The organism is Brotonthovivens ammoniilytica, assembly GCF_025566885.1.
Taxonomy (GTDB): Bacteria; Bacillota; Clostridia; order Lachnospirales; family Lachnospiraceae; genus Brotonthovivens; species Brotonthovivens ammoniilytica.
Genome location: NZ_JAOQJQ010000006.1, coordinates 55,858 through 74,780 on the forward strand (window position 1 = coordinate 55,858; position 18,923 = coordinate 74,780).

Annotated in this window: 12 protein-coding genes; all 12 read right to left on the reverse strand. The window is 42.9% G+C overall.

Features of this window, described 5'->3' with window-relative positions:
* A partial coding sequence (locus tag OCV88_RS13280) for a bacterial Ig-like domain-containing protein (RefSeq protein WP_158426011.1) occupies positions 1-6,345 on the reverse strand: 6,345 nt, incomplete at its 3' end.
* A gap of 69 nt (positions 6,346-6,414) precedes the next feature.
* The gene (locus tag OCV88_RS13285) at positions 6,415-7,011 is read right to left on the reverse strand and encodes a molybdopterin-binding protein (protein ID WP_158425929.1); all 597 of its coding nucleotides are present in this window, start codon (positions 7,009-7,011) and stop codon (positions 6,415-6,417) included.
* A gap of 14 nt (positions 7,012-7,025) precedes the next feature.
* Entirely contained in the window at positions 7,026-7,358 is a 333-nt protein-coding gene (locus OCV88_RS13290; protein WP_158425930.1) for a DUF2149 domain-containing protein, read from the reverse strand.
* Complete coding sequence (locus tag OCV88_RS13295) at positions 7,351-7,980, reverse strand: MotA/TolQ/ExbB proton channel family protein (protein ID WP_158425931.1); 630 nt, start codon at positions 7,978-7,980, stop codon at positions 7,351-7,353. Before OCV88_RS13295 ends, OCV88_RS13290 begins: the two co-directional genes overlap by 8 nt.
* A 20-nt stretch (positions 7,981-8,000) precedes the next feature.
* Positions 8,001-9,785, reverse strand: a complete 1,785-nt coding sequence (locus OCV88_RS13300; protein ID WP_158425932.1) for an Ig-like domain-containing protein — start codon at positions 9,783-9,785, stop codon at positions 8,001-8,003.
* A gap of 31 nt (positions 9,786-9,816) precedes the next feature.
* Complete coding sequence (locus OCV88_RS13305) at positions 9,817-10,944, reverse strand: ABC transporter substrate-binding protein (RefSeq protein ID WP_262591319.1); 1,128 nt, start codon at positions 10,942-10,944, stop codon at positions 9,817-9,819.
* Between the two features lie 20 nt (positions 10,945-10,964).
* Complete coding sequence (locus OCV88_RS13310) at positions 10,965-11,750, reverse strand: ABC transporter ATP-binding protein (protein WP_158425933.1); 786 nt, start codon at positions 11,748-11,750, stop codon at positions 10,965-10,967.
* On the reverse strand, positions 11,747-12,748 hold the full coding sequence (locus OCV88_RS13315; RefSeq protein WP_158425934.1) for a FecCD family ABC transporter permease: 1,002 nt from the start codon (positions 12,746-12,748) through the stop codon (positions 11,747-11,749). The genes OCV88_RS13310 and OCV88_RS13315 overlap by 4 nt, the downstream gene beginning before the upstream one ends.
* A complete protein-coding gene (locus OCV88_RS13320; RefSeq protein ID WP_158425935.1) occupies positions 12,745-13,455 on the reverse strand; it encodes a class I SAM-dependent methyltransferase in 711 nt (236 codons plus the stop codon). The genes OCV88_RS13315 and OCV88_RS13320 overlap by 4 nt, the downstream gene beginning before the upstream one ends.
* 494 nt (positions 13,456-13,949) lie before the next feature.
* The gene (locus tag OCV88_RS13325; protein WP_158425936.1) at positions 13,950-16,052 is read right to left on the reverse strand and encodes a penicillin-binding transpeptidase domain-containing protein; all 2,103 of its coding nucleotides are present in this window, start codon (positions 16,050-16,052) and stop codon (positions 13,950-13,952) included.
* 57 nt (positions 16,053-16,109) lie between these two features.
* Positions 16,110-18,104, reverse strand: coding sequence for an ABC transporter permease (locus OCV88_RS13330; protein ID WP_158425937.1), 1,995 nt, complete (start codon positions 18,102-18,104; stop codon positions 16,110-16,112).
* Complete coding sequence (locus tag OCV88_RS13335) at positions 18,094-18,858, reverse strand: ABC transporter ATP-binding protein (protein ID WP_158425938.1); 765 nt, start codon at positions 18,856-18,858, stop codon at positions 18,094-18,096. The genes OCV88_RS13330 and OCV88_RS13335 overlap by 11 nt, the downstream gene beginning before the upstream one ends.
* Positions 18,859-18,923: the final 65 nt, after the last annotated feature.

Genomic DNA, 18,923 nt, shown 5'->3' on the forward strand with positions numbered 1-18,923 from the left:
CTCCATCTGTGCGTAAGCTGCCTCTGCTTCTTCCAGTTTTGAAAGGTTGCTTACCTTTCCTTTTTCCTGCTCTGACAAGGCATCATATGCTGCTCTGGCTGCCTCTATGGCTTCTTTGCTGTCTGCTGTTATCGTTCCAATGGCTTCGATCAGACTTTCTACATTCTGGACCGGTGCCAGCAGCTCTGCATAACTGCTTTCTGCTTCTTTCAATGTTTCATATGCAGTTACCAGTTTTTTCTCCTCTTCAGACAACTTATCATATGCCGCTTTGGCTGCCTCTATAGCTTCTTTACTGTCAAGAGTTACGGTTCCGATAGCATTGATTAACTTATCTGCTGCTGCCGCATTGCTCTCCATCTGTGCATATGCCTTCTCGGCTGCTTCAAGATCAGAAATAGAATTTACCAGTTTCTTCTCTTCTTCTCCAAGTTTGTCATATGCTGCTCTTGCTGCCTTAATGGCTTTTTTGCTGTCCGCAGTTACATCGCCAATCGCTTTAATTAATGTATCAACTGCTGCTGCATTGCTTTCCATTTCTGCATAAGCTTTCTCGGCTGCAATTAAAACGCTTATATTTGTTACATTCTGTTTTAATTCATCGCTCAGCTTTTCAAATGCTGCTCTGGCCGTCTCAATGGCCTCTTTACTGTCTGCTTTCACCTCACCGATTTCATCTATCATTTTTATTACATAGTCAGGTGCAAAAATCTTTCCGTACGCTGCGATAGCAATTGCCAGTGTTGTGCTGTTTGTAACTTTTTCCCGATTCTCAGGAGATAATTTATTGTAGGATTCACGTGCTGCGTCAATTGCCTCTTTGCTGTCTGCCGTTACTGTACCGATAACATCAATCAGTTCTATTGTGTGTGCAACTGCAAGCTCACCGTATGTGATCTCTGCTGCCAAAAGCAGATCAACATTGCTGACTTCCTCCTTCTGTTTATCTGTCAAGGCATCATAGCTGTTGCGGGCTGCTTCTATGGCCGCTTCACTCTCAAGGGAAATCTGATTGCCAATTGCATCAATTAACTGAACCGTCTCTTTTGCTGCCAGAAGATCATATTCACGTTCTGCTGAAATTAACGTATTGATATTTTTAACTTCCTTCTGCTGCTCCTCTGTTAATGCATCAAAGCTTTCCCGCGCATCCTGAATTGCATAACGGCTCTTTAATGTTACCTTTCCGATAGCATCAATCAGTTTTTCTGTTTCCTGAACTGCAAATTTGCCGTATGCTTTTTCCGCAGCTTCCAGTATACTGTAATTTTTTACAAGATCTTTTTGTACACTTGTTAAAGAATCATAAGAATTTCTTGCAGCACTGATCTTGCTTCCGCTAGAAGCCAGTACTTCGCCAATGGCATCAATTAAACCATCTGTATAATCTGCCGCTTCATAATCTGCAAGCTTTTCCTCAGCCGCACATAATACATTGTAGTTTGTTACTTTAGCCTGTTCCTTCGCATCCAGCTGATTATAAGCTGCTCTTGCTGATACAATCTGTTCTTTACTGTCCAAAGTTACCGTTCCAATTGCTGTGATTGCAGCTATCACGGCATCTGCATTCTGTTCTTCCCATACAAGGCGGGGAACACTGTTCATAATCTTATATGCCGCGCCCAGAGCATCACCAAGAGCTGCAATTTCTGCTTCCGTTTTAAAGACTGCTTCTTCTGCCTGCGGGGTTTTACCGCCGATTAATTCATCTGCAGAGCCTTCCAGCGCATAGTTGTTTTTAAATAGATCTATTGCTGAGGAATTACCTGTGATTGCACCGGTATTGGCACTGGCATTTGTGCTTTCAGTTGAAATATTACCCGAATTATAGCAGTTTTCAACTGCATATTTACCGGTATTTCCCGCAATGCCGCCGATCTTGACAGCATATGTACTCTCCTTGCAGGCAACATCCCCTGTATTATAACAGTTGGTTATTTTAGTACTTGTATTGGTTCCTGCATCCCCGGCAATGCCGCCCATTCTTGCTAATTTACCGGTTACCGTTCCATGATTGTAGCAATTATCAATTACCACAGCTGAACTTATACGTCCGATTACGCCTCCGGCTGCATATGAGCTTGATGAGCTTGCTGCTCTTGCCGCTGTTACGGCACCTTCATTTCCACAGTAAAGTATCTGATTTGTTCCAGATACATATCCGGCGATTCCACCTACATTATATCCTGCATTAACCGGTGCTGTGTTCACACATCCTGTTATCATTGCATTCTCACTTACCTGTCCTGCAATACCTCCTACCGAATTTACAGATGTTGATGAGCCGATAAGAATTTCACCTTCATTTCTGCATCCGCTGACTACAGCATTTCCACGCAGTGTTCCTGCAATGCCTCCCCGGCTGTTCCCTGCCTGGATGGTACATTTATTTACACAGTTCATAATAGAGCCTTCCGAATTTCCCGCAATGCCGGAAACCGAAAGAAATTCTGCTGTACTGTCTACAGTTACATCTTTTACAACAGCACTGCTTCCAAGACTTCCAAAGAGCGCTCCGCTTCCTTTTATTACAACTGCAAATGTAATTGTTTTTCCATTTCCATCAAAGGTTCCCTGGTATACTTTTGCTGTTGACACGCTGGCGCTTGTTCCAACCGCATACCATGGCTCAGATTCTTCCATCTTAATATTACTTTCCAGTCTTGCATTCAGGTCTGTATTCTCAATGGAAACCTGATTTGAAAACCAGCGCAGATCATCCGCGGTCTTAATGACTACAGTCTGCTCACCTGTAGCGGTATCCGTTTCTATATCAGGTTTTTCACTTCCGGCAACAGTAACTGCAACTGAATCTGTCACCGTTTTTCCCTCATATGTATAGGAAATTTCAACCTCCTGGTCAGATGCAGACAAAATACCGCCTTTAGAAATTGTATAGTCTGTAATTTCAGATGTAATTCCGTTGCTGTATGTTGCTTTTACAACCATGCCTTCCGGATCGAATGTCTCTCCAATTGCATAAAAAGTATTCACCGGCTGTTTTGTAATCTGGATTTTTTCCACAGCACTTTTCTCAACGGTAACAGCAAAATCATAGTAAAATGCTTTTCCTTCATATTCGCCGGATATAGTAACAGTTGTATCTTCTGTAGTAAGAACATCCTGTCCTTTTTCATAAGTAATTGTATAATCTGTAATTTCTTCTTTTGTTCCGTCATTATAATTTGCCCAGATCTTCATATCACCAGCATTAAATAACTGTCCGCTGACATACTTTGTTTCCGGGAATCCTGTCATTGTAACATTTTTTACAACAGCATGATCTGCGGTAAATGCTCTTGGAACAGCAAGGCCCAGTGCATTATACGACTTCAGATCCACTGATAAAGAAGACACATTTTTTAATGTTTCTTTTAGATGGTCTGAAATCAGATTACTTTCCGTACTAAGCACCCAGCCGCGTCCGCTTCCGGAAAGCTTCTTCAAAAATTCTGCTGTCTTGTATTCATCCGGAGAACTTATCTCAAAAAAGGTGCTGTCAGCTGAAGGACTATATATAGCCGGTGAATTAACCGCTGCACTAGAACCGGTCAGCCAATAACAGTTATCAAACAGAGCTCCTCCGTTATTTGTTCCTAATGCCTGAGCCTGTTCTGCTTTTGTACTGCCCACATAACCAAAGTTATAGCAGTTATAAACATCTGCCTCACAGCTTCCGGAAATACCGCCGGCATTTTTATAAGTAGTATAAATATAACCAAAATTTACACAGTCTTTTATAGTAAGATCATTCCATCCGGCACCTGCAATACCGCCAACACCTTTGGAATCAGTATTTTCTACCATAGCAAAGTTAATACAGTTCTGTATCAGAACTTCTCCGCCTCTTCCGCTTTTTCCTACGATACCCCCAATGGAACGATTGCCATAAATATATCCGTCTACCGCTACATTTTTGACATTTGCCTTGACTTCGCCGTCATACATATCTGCCTCATTATCATGAAGTCCCAGCCGTCCGATCAAAGCTATCGACTGGTTATCACCGAAAGTATCTCCCCGGCGATTGCAGTAAATGTTATAAACCATATGTCCCTGCCCGTCAAAGCTGCCAAGGAATGACGCGCTCAACTTTGTATATCCATTGCTTGGAATCATACTGTACTGTCCGCTGACAGGCATATACAGCGGTCCGCTCCAGTTCTCCCGTGAATTTTTGCTTCCTGTATATGAGCCTCCCATATCAAGATCCGCCGTCAGTTTGATTTCCTTTTCAAAGAAATTTTCGGGGCCGTACCAGTAATCATTGGTTGTTGCCTGATTATTTCCGCCGGTAGAACCAGTGGAACAATATGCCTCCAGGTATTCTGCATCACCAACTACTACTGTAGATGCAGATTCTTTATCATCAGCTTTAAATACATTGTAACCAGATTCACTGTATCCTGCCGGGTGATTATTTTCATCTGTATTTGGGATCAGATTTCCATCTGTATTTGTTGTCATGGGGAAATTATTAAATAAACCGTTGTTTAATGCAGCTGCACCGGCCAGCTGTGCCCCATACTGTAATTCATATACTGATTTATTTGGATCATACCATGTTAAATCAATAGTTCCATCCCATTTTACGGAAATGCAGTCCGCTGCAACACTAACAGAACCGTCAGTAGGCATTGTAAATTTATAAGAACCGTCGCTCTTCTTTAGAACCTGATAAACCTCCCTGCCATCAGCAGTCTCATAATTTAAACGAACCTGCGCAAGATAGTATCCTTCTGCCGGTGATGCTGATACTGTAATTTCATCACCTTTTTTAGCATTCTGAGAAGATACGGAAATCTTTCCTTTTCCAGTAACAATAGAACCTACGTTACACTGTTCAAAAATGCCTTTTTCTTCATTCCAGGTATAAGAATAATTTTTGCCATTTACATTTACTACATGATTTTCTTTTGTCATATACAGATAAAGACTTTTATCTTCTATGGCCTTCCAGTTAGACTGAGTTGTAGTAATTGGTATCTGGTCATTTTTCTCTTTATCTTCATTTACATAGCCGTAGCGATGAAGACCACCCTGATAGTAAGTTTTTCCGTCAATTTTAACTGTATAGGAATCTGCGCTTATATCTGCTGTATCTAAAACAAACAGCTGCATATCTTCACCATCAGCATTTACCTTTTTAGCTGTAATTGCCGAATCATTGACTCCTGCAGTTGCAACTCCCGGCCACAAATTTGCCTCTACGGCATTTTGATCAATAAAGGTCCGGATAGAGCCGCCGCTTAAGATCAGCTCTCCGCCTCCGGCATCATTCCCAGCATCAAATCCGCCTCCGCCGATAGCAGCTCCCGAAAAATCTACATTCAAAGTAAGGGTTCCGCCGCTGACATAGACCTTTCCTCCCGCTGTGCCGCCGGCACTCCCTGCACTTCCGCCAATAAGAGCTCCTCTGGCATTTGCTATCAGATTTATTTCACCTCCGGTAATCCGGATATCTCCCGGAGTATTTCCCGCTGTCCTTGCTCCGGTTCCGATTACAGCGCCCTGTTTGCTTCCTTTCCCGAAAATTTTACCGCCGGCTATGGTAATCTTTCCATTTACTTCCTGCTGGTTACCCCCGATTCCTGAGCCCTGCTCATTTTTATAAAAATATAAGGTTCCAACTGTGCTGTCACCGGAAGCGTCATCTATTGTAAGTGCTGCATCAGGTCCTACATGAATCATTGCATATCCGGTAGCGTTGGTATCTTTCTCTATTAAATTCGTTCCCTTTAAATAGAGAAAATTATCTGCTCCGGTGAAATCTATGGTATTCTCACCGGTTGCAGCTCCCACTAAGGCTACATCCTGCAAGGTCAGTTTTGTTCCTTCTGAAGTACATTTAATTGTTAAATCATGAAATGCTTTTTCTGCAGTTCCTCCAAGTCCAACCAGTGTTACATTCTTTGCCGCAACGGTCAGAATACCGGATGCTCCTTCTTTAATCTCATAGATTCCGTCTTTGGAAATTGTATCCCCGCCGGTAACAGACGTATCTTCCAGATCTCCCTGTGCATCATTGGATATCTTCTGGGTTTTTGACTGCTGATTCCTTTCCGCAGTTTTCTCATTGGCTGCATCTGTAGTCTGCTTCTGATTTTCCGTCTTCTGGTCAGATGTATTCTGACTTTCTTCCGTCTGATTATCTGTTGTCTGTTCCTTCGACACATCATTCTGACTTTTCTTGGTCTCTTTGTCAGCAGAATTTGCGTTGTTTTCAGATAATACAGCGGCGTCATCCCGAACCATTTCCTGAGCGTTCAATGTCCCGACACTTCCAAATACCATGGACCCGGTCAGTGCAAACACCAGCAAACGCCTCATGTTTCTTTTTAACATGTTTCTCCTCCCTTTTCCTTTTTATCTTCAGGCCCTGCAGAGATTCCCTGCACCTGTATGAATAAACAGTTATTTCACTGTAAATTCTATCTTTGTAACCATTCGAATCCATTTCCCGGAATCTTCCTCCGGAATTACAATTCGAAGAGGCTGCTGTCCCTTCTCTAGAGACTCCCGCCCATTGGCAATCGAGAATACAATCTCTTTCTCTTCCAATGTTTTAACAAGTGCGGTTGTATAATCATCATCAGCATAGAATTTTATCTGTTTAAAATCTTCCCTTGTTTTTCCGTACTGGGCTAAAAACGTATCCAGTGTCGGCCCTACTCCTTTAACAGTTCCCGCTTTCTGGCTTTTTCCTACAGCAGTCACCTTCTCCAGTTCCAGATGTGACAATTCTTCCGGTGTCACATAAAAGTCTTCATCCGTAAGCCCGGTAATCAGAATCTTATCATCGGCATATGCTGAGATGTCTGCCCACAAAATAGTTGGGCCCACTGTAATCCGAAGTCCGATAATAATAACAGCCGCCACTGCAAGCAATACAATCCAACGCCGGATGTTTCTCTTTTTTCCTTCCGGATGTTTTTCACAGCTGGTATCTGATGCCACACTATGATCTATCCCGTTGCGCAGATTTAATTTCTTATAATCTTCTTTTTCCATAACAACATATCCTATTATTTTTCATTCACAACCACGTACATTTTCCCTGTATCCGGATCTACATAAACAGAGCCCTTTTCCTGCAGTCCTTTATCCCCGGTTATCTCTGACAGATCATCATCTGAGATCGCATCATAATCCTCAAGTTCAGACATCTGGCTTTTGTCAATTTCCGTAACGGAGCTGCTTCCCACATCAATATTCCAGTTAATAACAAGAGCCAGCATAATTCCCACTGCCAGCACAAGCATTGCATCAGCCAGGTTTGATATTCCGGACATAGGATTTACTTCTTCCCCTCCAAAAGTATCGTCCTCTAAATTCCCGCTTCCGAATCTTCTAAGCATACTTTTTCTCCACCTCCAGAACACATTCCATCAATGTTTCCAGTATTGATATATCATTTGCATACCATTTTTTGCGGATGGTAGTAATAACTGTTGCAATCGCGGCACACCCAAGCCCCATAACCGTTGTATCAAAAGCTGTCATCAGTGATTGAGACAGTGTATAGGTATCCCCCTGACCCAGAGCGATGATTCCCGGCCCTAAAGGAATCAAGGTTCCCAGCAGTCCAAATACCGGTCCAAGCCTTACAATTAATTCTGAAATTTTCAGGATTGTATCGTATCTTGATTTATTCTCCTGGAGCAGTCTTACTGCCAGCGCTTCCCTCATGTTCTCTGTAAGCTCCTTATGATCTGTAAGCTCGATCAGAGCAATTTTCTGGCGCTTTAGCAGCCCGCTTCTGCGTATGCTCTCTTCCGGCAAAACTTCTCCGGCCCGAAGTTCATCTACCAGTTTGGGCATCCATACCTTTAAATGTCTCCGCTCTATTATTACTTCCACAATCAGACTTCCCAAAATAATCAGCGTTACCGCCCCTATAATAAACAAAATAATAATTACGGGAACCTGCAAAGATCCACAGATAGTCCGCATCGCTTGTGTCAAACTTGACAAATTCATTTCCACTACCTCTTTTCAACTCAATCCTTCTTTATTTTTCCGTCCTTCTTCTGGCCGCTAAACCAGATTCCCTCAGACACCGCTCCGATTCCAAACAGCAATACAGCTGCCACTCCGATTCCTGCTGTCATAGAATTTGCCTCTTCTATCATTGGAAGCTGCCGGACCTCTTCAGACATCTCATACACTTTCACACGATTACTCCCATGTCCTTTTTCAGCACTGCTTCCTCCTGCTGCCTGTTCTGAAACAGATGCTGCCTGCCCTGCAGGCTCATCTCCCAAAGAGGCATCCTCTGCTTTCGCCAGCTGACCTCTGACCTGTTTAAAAGATTCTAACGCCAGACGGCTGTCTTTTTTCTGTATGTCATAGGTAATCTGATCTTTTTTCTGCAGGGAAGATTTATCCGAATTATCAGCATTGTCTCCCTGTACCTGTTGATCTTTTATTTCTGTATCCGTTTCTGAATCTGTCCCGCTATCCTCATTATTTTCATTATGATTAAGATCTTCATCTGTACTTCCATCTCCGGTCTCACTTCCGTCTCCGGCCTCACTTCCGTCTCCGGTCTCACTTCCATCTCCGGCTTCACTTCCGTCTCCGGTTCCGCTTCCATCTCCGGCTTCACTTCCATCCCCGGTTCCGCTTCCGTCTCCGTCTCCACTTCCATCCCCGGTTCCGCTTCCGTCTCCGTCTCCACTTCCATCTCCGGTTCCGCTTCCGTCTCCGTCTCCACTTCCATCTCCGGTTCCGCTTCCGTCTCCGTCTTCAGTTCCGTTGCCGGTTCCGCTGACTCCCACAGAAAAATATGCCTTTCCGTTATATTTCGCAGATATTTTAGCTGTTCCTTCTCCTACAATTGTGACATTGCCATCTGCATCAACTACCGCAACATCTTTATCACTGGATACCCATTCTAAGTCTTTAGCGATTTCCTGGCTTAGGAACTCATCCGGGCTCTGGACAGTAGCCGTTACCTGTTGTTTGCTTCCGATTTCTCCCTCCAGATCCGCGGAATTGCTGGTGATTGTGGGATATCCGTCAAACCAGATGTGAATCTTCTCTACTAATTTTGCCATTTTACTGCGCCCTGTATCTGTTCTGCTTTTCTGCCCAAACATCAAACACGGCCGTTCCTCTGATTTCATTTCTGTAAAGTCCAGATAAGATGCAATTCCATCACCGTTCCAGCGCATAGAATGCCCCTTAAGCATAAGCATTGGTTCCACACTTTCCCGGTTGTCCCATGCTTCCTGCAGATACTCTACTTCCCCGCGTTTATCTGAATCCTGAATAAAATCGGAAACTTTATAATGCGCTTCCGGATTTGCTCTGTAATCCTCCGGGTCAGCCAGATAGTCATCTACTGCCTGCTGAAAACAGGATGCAAAACTATATCGGGTTCCAAAAAGCTGGTCATTACTCCACTGCTCCCACGCCCCGTCATAGCTTCCGGCATCTGTTGTATAAAAGTTGTAATATAACACCGAGCTCATATCAATTCCCGCATAATCCATGACATCCCGCAGATAGACTCCTTCTGCCTCTGTTGTCCCTGCAGCGGGCAGATTATCAATCCATGTATATATAACCTGATTTGTTCCGCAGTTTGCTTCCAGCTCATCCATTGACACTATTTTTTTTGTATACTCCTTACCGCCCCAGTAACCTACCGTTATACTTACTGTGCTGCTTCCTGCCGCTTCTGAATGCAGAGCAGGAATACCTGTAATCCCAAATATTCCGGCAGATAAAATTCCCAGCAGACACCAGACCGCCCTTTTCATTTTCATCTTTGCTTTCATCGTTTTTTAAGCCTCCCGTCAGCAATAGGTATCATTCTGATTTTAGAATTGACCGTTCTGTCAGATGCTGATACTGCTCATCTGTAAGCTCACAATGGTAAAACAGCTTATAATATTCCTTAACCTTCTCTTTTAAATCAAAATCTGCCTCCTTTGGATACAGCAGCTTCGTCATCCACAACATTCCCAACACCCGGTTGCTGGATGGCGGAGAACCCATCCAGTTATAAGGACCATTGGGAACTTCATAATAGGTATCTGCATTTACCGCCTTCAGGGAATGCCAGACGGTATCCTCTTTTACATACTCATAATATCCATCCGGTGCAAATATAATAATCTCCGGGTCCCAGTTCATAAGCATCTCCATATCAACCTCATTTCCTGTTCCCTTGGCCGATGGATTTTTTAACACTGCCAGATTGTCTGACACCAGATCAATAATCTGCGACTGATAAGAATTTTTTGCAATTACATTTAGTCCATTTTCACCGGTACAGTACAAAAGAGATTTTTTCTCTCCGTTCTCGGTAACGATTTTCATAGTATCCTCTGTCAGCTGATATGCCTCTTCACAGTACTCTGCAAGCTTTTCTCCCTGCTCTTCCTGATTCAGCAGATCTCCCAGGGTTCGGAAAGCATCACCCATGGATTCAATGGACACACTGATATGTACAGCAGGTATCCCTGTTTTATCTGTAATCTCGTCCAGGTCTTCTTTTAGAGAATCCTTCACTTCACCTACGTCTATAATAATCTGAGGATTCAACTTGGTAATTTCCTCATAATTCAAATCATGTCCTACAAACAAAGCTCCTACATCCGGCAATTCAAGATACTTTCGGTCAATGTATTCTTCTGCATCATCAGACCAGGAACCCGAAATTCCCATCAAAGAATCCGGTGCAGCCGCAAAAAGCATAATCTGTGCCAGATTGCCCGATGAAACTACACTTGTGATTTCTTCTGGCACTTCCACTTCTCTGCCCAGAGAATCCGTAAATATGCGGGTCTTTGCTGTCTCTTTGTTATTATTTATATCCGAGCCCCCTGCACAGCCCCCCAGGGTACTAATTAACAGGGCTGCTGCCAGCAGCACCCCGGCTGTTTTTTTCCATCCTTTTTTTATTCCACCCATTTTTTGTCCTATCTTTTTCATTTTCCTCTTATTGTTTCATACTATCTTTTTCTTAATGCCGTAACCGGTACGCAGACGCGCATCTGATCGTCATAAAGGCTCTGCACATCTACGGTTACGTCATACAATGTATTTATAAAATCTGTAGTTATAATTTCCTTTGGAGACCCCTGTGCCAGTATTTTTCCATCTTTTAAGGCCAGTACTTCGTCTGCAAATAAAAATGCCTGATCCGGCTGATGGGTAGCCTGTATAATGGTATAACCATCCTCTGTCAGACTTTTTACCTGCTCCAGCACCCGGATTTGATTCCCGTAATCAAGATTTGCCGTTGGCTCATCCATAATCAGAACCTTCGTCTGCTGTACCAGCGCCCTGGCAATTAACGTAAGCTGTCTCTCTCCACCGCTTATCTGCGCAAAACCTCGATTTTTCAAATGTCCAATTCCAAGCCGTTCCAGCGCCGCCTCTACCAGTTCCCTTTGTTTTTTCCCGGGGATAGATATCAGAGACGTCTGGGAAGTGGTTCCCATCAGCACCATATCAAACACAGAAAAATTGAATGTCGTTTCATGAGACTGGGGAATATAGGCAATCAGCTTTGCCATCTGCTCAATACTAAGCCCCTCAGTGTTTTGTTCATTCACCAGTATGGTTCCTTTGTATCCTGAAAGAATACCAAGAATATTGCGAAAAAGAGTGCTTTTCCCTACTCCGTTAGGCCCCAGCAGACAGACCAGATTCCTTTTCTTTATCTGAAAGGATATATTGTGCAGGATCTCTCTGCTGCCATAAGAAAAACTTAAATCTATAACCCGGACACTCACATCAGATCCTCCTTTCTTGTGATCAGATAAATAAAGAAAGGTGTTCCAATAACTGCTGTTAAAATTCCAAGGGGTATCTCTGTTGCCAGCAGATTTCTGGAAACATTATCAACCAAAAGCATAAATCCTGCCCCTATCAGCATTGTTGCCGGAATCAAATGAACATAATTATTTCCTATCACTTTTCTGGAAAGATGAGGAATTACCAGACCGACCCACCCGATCATTCCGCTGACTGATACGCTGGCGGCAGTAATAAGTGTAGACGCAATAATTACCCAAAACCGAATCTTCTGAGCATTAACGCCAATACTTCTAGCCTCATCGTCCCCCATGGTCACTACATTAATCCTCCAACGGAACAAAACCAGCGGAACCAGTCCCACTGCCATGGGTACTGCCGCAAATAAAACATCTTTCATTTTGGCCCCCGCCAGACTTCCCATCAGCCAGTATGTAATCTCCGGCAGCTGGTTATTGGGATCCGCAATCAATTTTAGAAAAGAAGTTCCCGCAGAAAACAAAGAACTGACCATAATTCCGGCCAGAACCAGGCCCAGTATTTTACTGCCCCCCGCATGTTTACTGATAAATGTTACTAAAAGTACTGTTCCTATACTAAACACAAATGCACTAACTGTAGTCATTGCAGAAGGAAGATTTAATACAATAGCAAGGGCAGCCCCAAAAGCTGCTCCTGATGACGCCCCCAGAATATCCGGTGCCGCCATTGGATTTTGGAAAATCCCCTGGTAAGACGCGCCGGCCACAGACAGACTGCATCCTACCAGACAGGCTAAAATAATCCTTGGAATACGAACATTGAATACGGTATTTTCCATATTTGCAGCCCAGAAGGGTTCTATAGGAAATATCTTTGATCCTAAAATTCCAAACAATTGAGAGGGTTTAATGGGATATCTTCCTATAAAAAATGAAGCAAAAAAAAGTATTATTAAGATTATCACCATCAAAATAAATATCTTTTTTTTCTTCATCGGGCTGATTCCTTTTCAATCGTAAACATATACATCTCCTTCTTATTTGGAAGATAATACGGATATTTCCCACCGGGCAGCTCCTTTAAATGTGTCTTTAAATACTGGGACATGGTTATATGATCCGGCTTTAAACTATAATGAAGAACAAAACGCTCTGCTTCCCACCTGCTTGTCAGAGGCTGTCCAAATTCCATATCAAAAAATTTCAGCTGTGTGTTCAGACCGCACTGTTTTACAAACTCCACATCCTGTTCCATAACCCGCTTTCTGTTATATACAGAGGAAAAGCCTCCATCAATCTCTTTTGGTGATTTCCGAATTATAATAATGCGCTTTTTGCAGATCCCAAGATATTTTTCCAGATATGTATGCACATTTCCAAATGCGCACATCAGCAAAGTGTCACAGCATTCATCCGTAAGAACGCTCCAGTCAGCGCATCTGACAGTTAAATTAGTCAATTTACGCTCTGATACCTTTGCAGACAACAAATCTGTAACTTTCTTTTCTCTGTCAACTGCAGTAATCGCCTTTACAAAAGGCGCCAGTTCAAGGTCAAGATACCCAAGTCCGCATCCAATATCACAGACAGTTTCATTCTGTGAAAAAAACGGCAGCAGAGTCTTTCTTAAATTCACATGATACTGTGTATAAAAAGCAGCTCTCTGATACCACTCAATACTTTCTTTTGTCCACTTAAACATGTTTTACTTTTCCATTCATTACCTTGTTTTATATTGTTTTGTCTTGTTTTATATTTTATTACTTACCAAAATAACACATTTTTGTTCTGTTTTGTTTATTTTTATTCATCTTTTTCCATGCTTATTTATGCAATATTCGCATTGATATCTATTTCTACTTTCAAATAAAACTCTCCTAATTGTTATATTCTTAAATATCAATGTTTACTTCTCAAACATAAAAAAGGTCGCTTTTGCGACATGACTCCATTCTGCCGCAGTGCCATCCACAGCGGAGCGTTTTTTTACTCTATAGGAATCGGTACTTTTCAGCTTTATCACAACACAGTATTTCCTATAGAGCAAAAAAGCATCTCTGCAAAAGATTCTGATCTCTAAAGATCCTGAATCCCGCAAAAATGCTCTTCAATCTGCAAAAGATGAAACCTGACAGCGCCAGACACATCTTCTTTTGTATTTTATTTTTATGCTTCTTTTTTCTAATAAATTTCTTTTTACTTCTGAAGTATCTTTTTGGTTTTATCAACTACATATCCGCTTCCGCCTCTGTTTTTCACATCTTCGGTCATAGTAACAAGGCAGAAGGAATCCTCCTCTGAGGCATCTGGGGTAAACACCACAAACCAGCCCAGTTCTGTTCCTGTAGTATCATCCTTTGAAGCCTTAATTTCCGCTGTTCCCGTCTTCCCGGCAAGTTTCATCCCGTCTATTTTACATCCCCGCCCGGTCCCGTGAGAGCTTTCGATGACCTGCACCAGATCATCACATATTTCCTTTACTGCCTCCTCTGAAAATACCTGTTCTTTCCAATATTCCGGCTTATTTTCCTTTGTAAGCAGAAGTTTTGGCTTTATCATGTTTCCATCATTGACAAATGCAGAATAAATATCTGCCAGATGCAGCGGATTAACAAGCATCTGTCCCTGGCCGTAACCACTGTCTGCCAGCTGGATCTCTGTCTCAAAAGTATCTCCATTGGAAAACTGCGACTGACTCATCTGAATAGGGAACGCCAGCTGTTCACAAAATCCCAGTTTCGGCAGCTCTTTTAAAAATGTATCTTCTCCGATTTTTAAAGCCGCTTTTGCAAAATAAATATTGTCTGAGGAAATCAGTGCTTCCCGAAGCTTTCCGTCTGCAGCCTCATGCAGTGTTGTCACCTTATAACTTCCCCAGCTGTCATCCTTCTGCCAGCTTAAGCCGTCCTTTCCAAGACTCTCATCTGCCAGAAGCGTTCCCGTTGTCAGTCCAATTGCCGCCGTTACCGGCTTAAAGGAAGAGCCCGGACACCATACCGCCCGGAAACGGTTCTGGAGAGGTTTCTTCTCATTTTCATTCAGTGCACTCCATTCCTGTTGTGTCATCCCACGCACAAACAGATTGGCGTCATAGGAAGGCGTACTTACAAGCGCCAGCACTTCTCCGTTTTTTGGATTCATCACCACACTGCAGCTTTTATCAGAGGCATATTCTTCATAAATTTTCTTCTGAAGTGCGGCGTCAATGGTAACGGTGATATCTTCTCCATCTGTTTTCGGCTTTGAAGCTATAATTTCTTCCTCCTGACCGTCTTCTGAAACAATCTGAACCTGATATCCGTTCTCACCTCTAAGCCGGTCTTCGTATAGAACTTCAAGACCGCTTTTACCGATAACACTGCCGTCGGTATACCCCTCTTTCTGATGCTCCTTAAGATCTTCCGCCGTTACCGTCTGTACATACCCGGTAACATGGGCAGCGGCTTCTTTATAGGGATACACCCGCATATCCGTATCTGAAATCATTACTCCCGGTATCGCCAGCAGGTCCTCTTTTAATTTCACCAGTTCCTTTGTCTTTTCATCTATATCAGGCGCTTCTGCTTCCACAGCTGTTACTTTTTCAATGGCTTTTACTGGAACAAAGGAATCGTCTGTCACCCATTTGGCAGACAGTTTTTTCTCAATCACCTCTTCGGAAATATCTAAAAGCCCCGCCAGTTTTTTCACTGCTTCCTCTTTATGATCGCCCATCTTTCCGGGAACAAACCCCACATTCCAAGCGGTTCCGTCTTCTGCCAGCACCATCTGGTTCCGGTCATAAATAGTTCCCCGCTTTGCTTTCATCTTGCTGACCCGGACCTTATCCGTACTGGTCAGTTCCGGAAAGATCACATCATCACTCCATTCCAGCCTGTAATCTCTTTTTTCTTTTACCAGTTCAAAGGTTTTGTCAAAGGAAATCTGTCCGGCCACACTGTCCATGGATACTCGACAGTCCAGCAAAAAATCTCCGCCGGTTTTCTCCTCATTCTTCACCTGAACATCAAAATTTCCGGCCTCAATCCCTTCATAAATGTTCTGATTTCTGGTGATAAAATCTTCCTTTGAAATTTTACCCTGACTGTCCTGGCTGATCATCTGATACAGCTTCTCAAAATCCCGGCTTTCCACCGCCGCAAAATAATTCTTCAATATCTCTTCCGGCTTCTTTGATATTCCCGGCATCTGAAACCAGAAAACCAGAACCGGGATAACACAGATGCCTGCTGCCGCCAAAAGCCCCAGTGAAATTTTAAATTTTAATGTTCCCCCTCTTTTTCTTCTTATCTTTTTCATAGGATCCTCCATAATCTTACGTTTGTAAGATTATCCTACCTTTATCTTTCAAATCTGTCAAGCTCCTGACGCATTTCGCTTAAATTCTTCATAGGTCACGGCAAAATAAATCAGATAAATTATTCCAAAAAAGAGCAGAGACCAGCCAAAAAAGGAAGCGGACGCCGTTGCAATCCCGGAGTAAAACACAAATTGTCTGCTGATAAATACTACAATTCCTGCACTGATTAACACAGCCGCACCAAAAGGCACCAGATAATAGAGCATCAGCTGTTTTAATATAATTTTGTTAATCTCATCTTTCCGCAATCCAAGATTTTTTAATACCTGATACCGAAACCGGTACTTATCGGAGTCACTGATCTGCTGTACAGCCAGAATAGTCATAGCCACACAAATAAATACCAGTCCGATATAAAACAGTGGAAAAATAATTGCCGACAGTAAAAAACGCATATTCTGTGTGCTGGTCTCTTTGACATAGACAGGGCTGTCGTCTGAATAAATCATATCCGTTCCGCTTCCCCGGTCTTCATAGGTATACTCCACATCCATGCCGGTCTCAAAGCCCTGGAGCTTTAACAGGTCATTCTGAAGAGTATCCGGTACTTCTCCTTTTATCTGAGCCATCAGCAGATTATAATAGGGCGTCATTTTTTCAGCGGTCTCATCACTGACAACCAGCAGATAGTCCGCCCCGTTGTGTCCGTTCTGCTCAAAAGGCTCTGTATGCACTCCCTGACAGCTTAAGGTGCCCTCCTTGATCTTCAACGGCTGTCTGCTGATATTCTCCACAGTATCTTTGATCCGGCTTTTTGTATGAATCAGATACTGATCTTCCGATAGGGTAACCGGCTGATATAAAAGCATCTGCCTGAGTTTGTTGTAATCTGACAGCTTCATATAAGTATCATACTGAAAATATCCGGATGCATAAGCCCCTTTTACCTGATCTAAAAACAAAAGATTCATCTGATTGCTTCCGTTTTCATAAATCTGGTATGCATACAAATCTGCGGCATTTCCCTGGCTTTCTATCAGTTTCTTTTCTTCTGTAAAATCATACTCCGTATTCCCGCTGTAAACGGCAACATCAAAAGGCCACTTTTCCTGCGCCTGTGTATTCTGATACTCATTGAGCATCATGGCACAGGAACAGCCCACCAATACTACCGTAAATAAAATCGTTAAAGTTCCCAGTGTAAAACGCATAGTTTTCACTTTGGAAGCCATCTGGCGCAGCACAAACAAGTTTCCGTGACGGTAAATCCCCCGCCCCCCACGCTTAATATAACCAATTAAAAAGGCTGACAGACCTATATAAAGAATATAAATTGCCGCCACAAGACCAGCCAGCAGCCCAAACACATTTTCAACCGTTATCTTCCCCTGGTAAATCATCCAGATAAAAGCCGCAATATAAACGGCACCTGCAAAAAACATCCACTGCTTTTTACTTTTGTTTCCCGTTTTCAGTTCCTCATTCTGACGGTCCATATACATCATTTCCCGGATATTCATCTTTTTAAAACGGCGCCTGTTGCGAAACAGAGCCAGCACATAGGAAAGTGCATAAATACCGGCAGTCAAAAGCAGGGTAAATACATTCCATTCCACATGCAGTGTATATTCTCTGGCTACAATGGCGTAAATCAGTGTTGTTACCACCTGCTGCAGAAAAAATCCGGGCAAAAGCCCGATTACAAATGCTGCTGCTCCTATCTGCATATTTTCCCGCAGGAAGAGATTTGCAATCTGTTTTTTCCGAAATCCCAGCAGCAGATAGGTGGCAAATTCTCTGCTCCGCCTCTGAGCCATAAATCTCACCATGTAATGTACCAGCCAGATCACAATCAATACAATAAAAAAGGTTACAACCCCAAGCATAATCGCCATAATCCCGGCTTCCTGACACAAAGCCCACACTGACTTTGAAAAAATCATGGAATTAAAAGCAAACATCAGCGCTGTAATCAGTACCATGGTCAGCAGATACACAAGGTAATCCCGCATAGAACGTTTTGCGTTCCTTCTGGCAAGTTTACTCAGCATCCAGATCACCTCCTGTCAGCGAAAGTACATCCAGAATCTGGTTTAAAAACTCTTTTCTTGTACGCCCTCCCTTTATCAGTTCATGGAAAATCTGTCCGTCTTTTAAAAATAAAATTCTTTCACAGTAACTTGCCGAAAAAGCATCGTGGGTTACCATCAGGATTGTTGCCCCCATCTGCGTATTCATCTCCGAAAACGTTTCCAGAAGCATTCTGGCAGACTTAGAGTCCAAAGCCCCGGTAGGCTCATCCGCAAATACAATTTTGGGCCGGTTAATCAAAGCTCTGGCACAGGCACAGCGCTGTTTTTGTCCTCCGGAAACTTCGTATGGAAATTTGTCTGCAATCTGGCTGATTCCAAGACGTTTCAGCATTTCTCCGGAACGAGTTTCAATTTCCCTTTTGGAATGACTGCAAAGAGACATGGCAAGCTCCACATTCTCTTTCATGGTCAGTGTATCTAACAGGTTAAAATCCTGAAATACAAATCCAAGATTTTTCTTTCTGAACTCAGCTAATTCATCTTCGTTCAGGCCTGTAATATCCGTTTCCCCATAATATATATGCCCGGAAGTCACCTGATCCACAGTTGCCATAAGATTTAAAAGAGTTGTCTTGCCGGAACCGGACGCCCCCATAATCCCGGTAAACTCTCCTTTTTGAATCTCCATGGAAATCCGGTCTACGGCCTTTGTCACATTCTTTCCTTTTCCATAATATTTTTCAACGTCATCTACACGAATAAATTCACCCATATAATATCTTTCCTTTCTTTCAAATTCCGTTTTTCTGAACTGATCTTATCATACCCCGTTTTTCA

Coding starts and splice junctions, on each gene's coding strand:
- OCV88_RS13285 (WP_158425929.1), bottom strand. CDS start 7,011: ATGGAAAAAGAAGATTATAAGAAATTAAATCTGCGCAACGGGATAGAT.
- OCV88_RS13295 (WP_158425931.1), bottom strand. CDS start 7,980: ATGAATTTGTCAAGTTTGACACAAGCGATGCGGACTATCTGTGGATCT.
- OCV88_RS13325 (WP_158425936.1), bottom strand. CDS start 16,052: ATGAAAAAGATAAGAAGAAAAAGAGGGGGAACATTAAAATTTAAAATT.
- OCV88_RS13315 (WP_158425934.1), bottom strand. CDS start 12,748: ATGAAGAAAAAAAAGATATTTATTTTGATGGTGATAATCTTAATAATA.
- OCV88_RS13305 (WP_262591319.1), bottom strand. CDS start 10,944: ATGAAAAAGATAGGACAAAAAATGGGTGGAATAAAAAAAGGATGGAAA.
- OCV88_RS13335 (WP_158425938.1), bottom strand. CDS start 18,858: ATGGGTGAATTTATTCGTGTAGATGACGTTGAAAAATATTATGGAAAA.
- OCV88_RS13300 (WP_158425932.1), bottom strand. CDS start 9,785: ATGAAAGCAAAGATGAAAATGAAAAGGGCGGTCTGGTGTCTGCTGGGA.
- OCV88_RS13320 (WP_158425935.1), bottom strand. CDS start 13,455: ATGTTTAAGTGGACAAAAGAAAGTATTGAGTGGTATCAGAGAGCTGCT.
- OCV88_RS13290 (WP_158425930.1), bottom strand. CDS start 7,358: ATGCTTAGAAGATTCGGAAGCGGGAATTTAGAGGACGATACTTTTGGA.
- OCV88_RS13330 (WP_158425937.1), bottom strand. CDS start 18,104: ATGCTGAGTAAACTTGCCAGAAGGAACGCAAAACGTTCTATGCGGGAT.